General features: G+C 37.0%; 7 protein-coding genes and 2 riboswitches. Of the genes, 5 read left to right on the top strand and 2 right to left on the bottom strand.

The features are described 5' to 3' along the window. Positions 1-64: 64 nt before the first annotated feature. Entirely contained in the window at positions 65-187 is a 123-nt protein-coding gene (locus Q7P22_RS09350) for a hypothetical protein (protein ID WP_278278696.1), read from the bottom strand. 139 nt (positions 188-326) lie between these two features. Beyond that, positions 327-409, bottom strand: a riboswitch (cyclic di-GMP riboswitch). Between the two features lie 140 nt (positions 410-549). Then, positions 550-647: riboswitch (TPP riboswitch) on the top strand. 319 nt (positions 648-966) lie between these two features. Here Q7P22_RS09350 and thiC point away from each other — a divergent pair. The 5 genes from thiC (at position 967) to thiD (ending at position 5,151) form a co-directional block, all read left to right on the top strand. Beyond that, positions 967-2,268: a phosphomethylpyrimidine synthase ThiC gene (thiC, locus tag Q7P22_RS09345; RefSeq protein ID WP_303863538.1), complete on the top strand. Its 1,302-nt coding sequence runs from the start codon at positions 967-969 to the stop codon at positions 2,266-2,268. 12 nt (positions 2,269-2,280) lie between these two features. Further along, the gene (gene thiW / locus Q7P22_RS09340; RefSeq protein ID WP_303863536.1) at positions 2,281-2,811 is read left to right on the top strand and encodes an energy coupling factor transporter S component ThiW; all 531 of its coding nucleotides are present in this window, start codon (positions 2,281-2,283) and stop codon (positions 2,809-2,811) included. Beyond that, positions 2,804-3,625, top strand: coding sequence for a hydroxyethylthiazole kinase (gene thiM, locus Q7P22_RS09335; RefSeq protein WP_303863534.1), 822 nt, complete (start codon positions 2,804-2,806; stop codon positions 3,623-3,625). Before thiW ends, thiM begins: the two co-directional genes overlap by 8 nt. Then, complete coding sequence (thiE, locus tag Q7P22_RS09330) at positions 3,612-4,256, top strand: thiamine phosphate synthase (protein WP_303863532.1); 645 nt, start codon at positions 3,612-3,614, stop codon at positions 4,254-4,256. Before thiM ends, thiE begins: the two co-directional genes overlap by 14 nt. Positions 4,257-4,371: 115 nt before the next feature. Then, positions 4,372-5,151, top strand: a complete 780-nt coding sequence (gene thiD / locus Q7P22_RS09325; RefSeq protein WP_303863530.1) for a bifunctional hydroxymethylpyrimidine kinase/phosphomethylpyrimidine kinase — start codon at positions 4,372-4,374, stop codon at positions 5,149-5,151. A gap of 130 nt (positions 5,152-5,281) precedes the next feature. Here thiD and Q7P22_RS09320 read toward each other — a convergent pair whose 3' ends face one another. Beyond that, positions 5,282-5,854 (bottom strand): ABC-2 transporter permease, encoded by a 573-nt coding sequence (locus tag Q7P22_RS09320; protein WP_303863540.1) that lies wholly within the window; start codon positions 5,852-5,854, stop codon positions 5,282-5,284. Positions 5,855-5,899: the final 45 nt, after the last annotated feature.

The following is a 5,899-nucleotide window of genomic DNA, read 5'->3' as shown; positions in this document are numbered from 1 at the left end:
ACAAAGGCTTATAGCCGTAGAGGAAACCACCCGTTGGACGGGTGGTCCTCATTTAGAATTACTTTTACTCTTCGTTTTGGAATAACTCATCAATCTCAAATAATGTACCTTCTGGAAATAAAGTACCTTTAGTAATCAAATTAAAAATTGTTTTAAGTAGTATTACAAATTCCCATTTTCTTTCCATTATACATTTCTCCTTTAGTAATAGTTTTTCTTTAGGAGTATAGTTGATGGTATTTTTTAATATAATTTATTTTGCTATCGCAAAAATAAAAAATACCCCCAACAAAATTAGGGGTATGATTACATTTCAATACTCCTCTTTTGGTAACCGGCTGCCATTCACACAAGTGAAAGGCCCTTGGCTTTGCGTCCCCATCTTTCGAAGGGTTTGCCATTAACGTTGAAAAGTTATTTATTTAATATAGATTATCACAAATATTAAATAAATTCAACAATTTTCTATTTATAGAATTGATAGTATAATGTAGAAAAGACAAAAATTACGTTGGGGTTGACAATTTTATCTAGAAGAGTTATTATAAGGTATATTTGCAGGGGGACTTAATGTTGAGAAGGCTTTTAGCCTGACCCTTTGAACCTGTCGGTTAATACCGTCGTAGGGAAGCAATATACATTGATATGTGTTGTTTGTGTACATATTTGGTGCTTGCCCTCTGGGAAGCACCTTTTTTGATGTAACAATGAGGCAAGCGAAAATACAGTTTTTATTGTATGTGTATGATTTGTTATGTAAGCAGCTTGCTAATTTGCATAATAAATCATACGCATACACAAATGAAATCTTTAAATTTCATTTGCCGAGCGTCCCGACCATGGGAGTGACGAAGTGACTGTCAAGGTTGCAGAGCGAGTAAAAACGTCAATTGTCATACACAACAAAATCGATGTTTTCTTATGAGGTATCCTAACTGCATTTAAATAAAGTTAAGGAGAATCAAGATGTCTTACAAAACTCAAATGGAAGCAGCTAAAAAAGGTATTATTACAGAAGAAATGAAGGTAGTCGCAAAAAAAGAACAATTCTCAGAGGAGAAGCTTAGAGACTTAGTGGCATATGGTAGGATAGCAATACCAGCGAACTCAAATCACAAATCTTTAAGCCCAGAAGGAATTGGAGAAGGACTAAGAACTAAAATTAATGTAAATTTAGGGGTATCTGGAGATTGTATTGATCACACACAAGAGATGCAAAAGGTAAAAATGGCCATAGATTTAGGTGCAGAAGCGATTATGGATTTAAGTAATTACGGCAAAACCAATACTTTTCGACAACAACTCATCTCTTATTCCAAGGCGATGATTGGTACTGTACCTATGTATGACGCCATAGGCTATCTTGAAAAAGATCTCGCAAAAATATCTGCTACAGATTTTCTAAAGGTCATTGAAGCTCATGCAAAGCAGGGTGTAGATTTTATGACAATACATGCAGGTATCAATAAAAAGGCAGTTGAAAGTTTTAAGCGCACAAACAGATTGACCAATATCGTCTCTCGTGGTGGTTCTTTGATTTTTGCTTGGATGGAAATGACAGGTAATGAAAATCCTTTTTACGAATATTACGATGACATTTTAGTGATCCTTAGACAGTACGATGTAACCATTAGTTTAGGAGATGCATTAAGACCAGGAAGCATTAACGATAGTACAGATGCTGGACAAATTAGTGAATTAATCGAACTAGGAAGCTTAACAAAGCGAGCTTGGGAGAGAGATGTTCAAGTTATGGTAGAAGGACCAGGTCATATGGCAATGAATGAAATTGCAGCAAATATGGCTCTTCAAAAAAGGCTTTGTTATGGGGCGCCATTTTATGTTTTAGGACCAATCGTTACAGATATAGCACCTGGATATGATCATATTACATCAGCTATTGGTAGTGCAATTGCGGCATCTCATGGAGCGGATTTCTTGTGTTATGTAACACCTGCAGAGCATTTGCGCTTACCAGATTTAGGAGATGTGAAAGAAGGAATTATTGCATCAAAAATTGCTGCTCATGCAGCTGATATTGCAAAGGGAATACCAAATGCACGTGAGTGGGATAATAAAATGAGCGATGCAAGGCGACGAATTGATTGGGAAGAGATGTTTTCCCTTGCTATAGACGGTAAAAAGGCAAGAGAGTATTTTGAAAGCACGCCTCCTTCTGACAATGAAAGTTGTTCTATGTGCGGAAAAATGTGTGCAATGAGAACAACTAATAAGATTCTAAAGGGTGAAAAGGTAGAGTTTTGCTAAGGGGGTTTTAAAATGAGAAATCATCAAATAAAAAAATTGTCTATTGCTGGAGTTCTATGTGCTTTCGCTGTTGTCGGTAGCTTATTCTATTTTCCAATATTCGGGAGTAAATGTACTCCTGTTCAGCACATGGTAAATATTATCTGTGCTGTATTCTTAGGACCTTGGTATGGTGTAGGTGTAGCATTTGTGGCAAGTTTCCTTCGAAATATTCTTGGACTCGGTAGCCTTATGGCTTTTCCAGGAAGCATGTTTGGTGCTTTGCTTTGTGGAATTGTGTACTACAAAACGAAAAACACATCCTTAACCTTAAGTGCTGAAATCTTTGGTACGTCCATAATTGGAGGGTTGAGTGCTTACCCTATTGCTATAATTTTAATGGGCAAAAGTACTGGAGATATTGCTTTTTATGCTTATATTGTGCCATTTTTGATTTCAACGGTAGGTGGTGCCTTGTTTTCTATAATTCCCTTAAGTTCATTAAAGAAAACAGGACTACACAAGACGATCATTCAAGAGAAAGGGAGGAATTACAATGTTTAGAGAAATCGTTGAAAATGTAAAAAGAACCAGCCCTTTGATTCATAATATTACAAACTACGTAACGGTTAATGATTGTGCCAATATCCTTCTTGCTTGCGGTGGTTCAGCTATTATGGCAGATGATATTGACGAGGTAGAGGAAATTACTTCTATTTGTGGTGGATTAAATATCAATATTGGAACACTAAATCAGCGTACGATTGCTGCTATGCTTGCAGCAGGAAAGAGGGCAAACGAGCTTAGCCATCCTGTTGTATTAGATCCAGTAGGTGCTGGGGCATCAGTCCTTCGAACAAAAACAGCTATGAAACTTATGGAACAGATTAAGTGTACTGTCATTCGTGGCAATGCTTCAGAAATCAAAACATTAGCCTTAGGTCAAGGTACTACTAGGGGTGTAGATGCGGACTTATCTGACAGTGTAACTAAAGACACGCTAAAACAAGCTGTATCCTTTACTAAAGACTTTTCAAGAAAAACGAGCTCAATCATAGCTATTACGGGTGCCATTGATTTAGTGGCTTATAATGAAAAAGCATACTGTATCTATAATGGGCACCCCATGATGAGTAGTATTACGGGAACAGGTTGTCAGCTTTCTGCACTTATTGCAGCTTATATAACGGCAAATCCTCATAATCCCTTTAAAGCAACTGTAGCTGCTATTTGTGCTATGGGGCTTTGCGGAGAAAAGGCTTATAAACGATTAAAAGATGAAGACGGAAATGCAAGTTATAGCAACTACATCATTGATGCTATGTACAATCTTGATGGTGATGAGCTAGAGCAGGGAGCGAGATATGAAATATATTAAAGAAATGATGTTACTTTATGCTGTGACCGACCGTGCATGGATAGGCAAGCAAACTTTAATGGAGCAAGTTGAAGATGCCATTAAGGGTGGCATAACTTGTGTTCAATTACGGGAAAAAGAGCTAGACCAAGAAGCATTTCTTGTAGAGGCAATGGAGATGAAAGCTCTATGCTCTCACTACGGTATTCCTCTGATCATTAATGACAATGTAGAAATTGCTATAAAATCTAATGCAGATGGCATACATGTAGGACAAAAAGATATGGAAACAGGAAGCGTTCGTTCCCTAGTTGGAGACAACATGGTCATTGGCGTTTCAGCACAGACTGTAGAACAGGCACTTGCTGCTGAAAAAGCAGGGGCAGATTATCTCGGTGTTGGTGCAGTATTTTCGACCACGACAAAACTCGATGCCAATACTGTATCCCATGAGACTTTAAAAGAAATTTGTAAGGCGGTATCTATTCCTATTGTCGCCATTGGAGGCATTGGTAAATCAAATATTTTGGAGCTATTAGGTACAGATGTAGATGGAGTAGCCCTTGTTTCTGCGATTTTTGGGGTAGAAGATATCGAGTCAGAGTGCAAATCTCTCAGATTGCTCTCACAAAAAATGGTGAAGGCTGAATAATAGAAAGTGTCATTTAGCCTATATAAATACAATGTATACCTAAAATAAGGGGAGGGGTTCTGGCAGTGTCTGATTTTGATATAGTAGATTTAAGAAAATTGGAGGAGATATTCATATGAAAACAGCATTGACTATCGCTGGAAGCGATTCAAGTGGGGGAGCAGGTATTCAAGCAGATATTAAAACAATGACTACAAATGGTGTTTACGCCATGAGTGCGATCACGGCTCTTACTGCGCAAAATACAGTAGGGGTCCAAGGTGTTTTTGAAGTAACACCAGACTTTCTTGCTAAGCAGATCGACAGTGTGTTTAATGATATTTTCCCAGATGCAGTGAAGATTGGTATGGTGTCTTCTACAGAACTTATTTCCACTATTGCAGATAAACTGATTAATTACAAGGCAGAAAATATTGTTGTGGATCCTGTAATGGTAGCAACTAGCGGTTCTAAGCTTATTACTGATGATGCTATAAATACGCTAAAAGAAAAATTGTTGCCCCTTGCCACTGTTGTAACGCCAAATATTCCAGAAGCTGAGGTGCTTTCATCTATAAAGATAGAAAATGCTGCCGATATGATAAAAGCAGCAGAAATTATCAGTAAAGCTTACAATTGTGCAGTTCTTTGTAAGGGCGGGCATAATATGAATGATGCCAATGATTTATTGTACAGTAGTGGAGAATATCGTTGGTTCTATAGAAAACGAATTGATAATTCAAATACTCACGGTACAGGTTGTACCCTTTCTAGCGCCATCGCCTCTAATCTTGCCAAGGGAGAAGATTTACATACATCCGTAGAAAAAGCAAAGGATTATATCTCTGCTGCTTTATCGGCTATGCTCGATTTGGGTGCAGGAAGTGGTCCATTAAACCATGCTTTTGATTTATGATACCTACATCAAGGCTTTCAATATCAATAAATCTGAAAGCAATAAAAGAGGAAAAGCGAAAAATCTGCTTTTCCTCTTAAAGACAAAACAAAATCGGTGCTTATGATGTTTTTATAAAGATGACATTTCGTTAGAAATCTTTCTTCTCCATAATTGCAGAACTTATCACATAAGAAATGAATAAGCCTACAACTGCAATTAGAATTAGGGCTAAGTTAATAAGACCTATATGAACAGCAGATAGCGCATTTCCTATTGCATTAATATCTATTCCCATATTCTCTGCTTGATTAATTAAGAAACGAACGACTAAAAATACAATGCCAGCTGTACCTAACATAACAATTCTACTTTTTTCTCCACCAAACTTTAGTTGAAATGGGATTGTAATGGATAGCAGTATCATAAAAATTGGTATGTAAATAGTGGCCATTAAAAGGAATTCTGTATAGACAAGATCTTGAGTCCCTACAATATGAGATCCTAGAGACATCATAACTCCTAAAACCCAGGCAGCTCCGCCTAACAATAGTCCAAAGAGGTACTTTTCTTTTACATATGATTTTCTATCAATGGGTAAAGTCATTAAAAACGGATAACAATTATCGTATTCATCATAGCTTATAGTACTTAGTACAAAAATGGAACAAGCAAAAGTTAAGTACCCTATTATAAAATAATCATCAGAATTACTATGGTGGATTATATAATTAAGTTAGCCACCATTATACAAAAAAACGCCACGTGA

The sequence above is a fragment of the Alkalibaculum bacchi genome (assembly GCF_937875145.1).
GTDB classification, from domain to species: Bacteria; Bacillota; Clostridia; order Eubacteriales; family Alkalibacteraceae; genus Alkalibaculum; species Alkalibaculum bacchi_A.
This window is presented reverse-complemented; position numbering and strand designations above follow the sequence as displayed.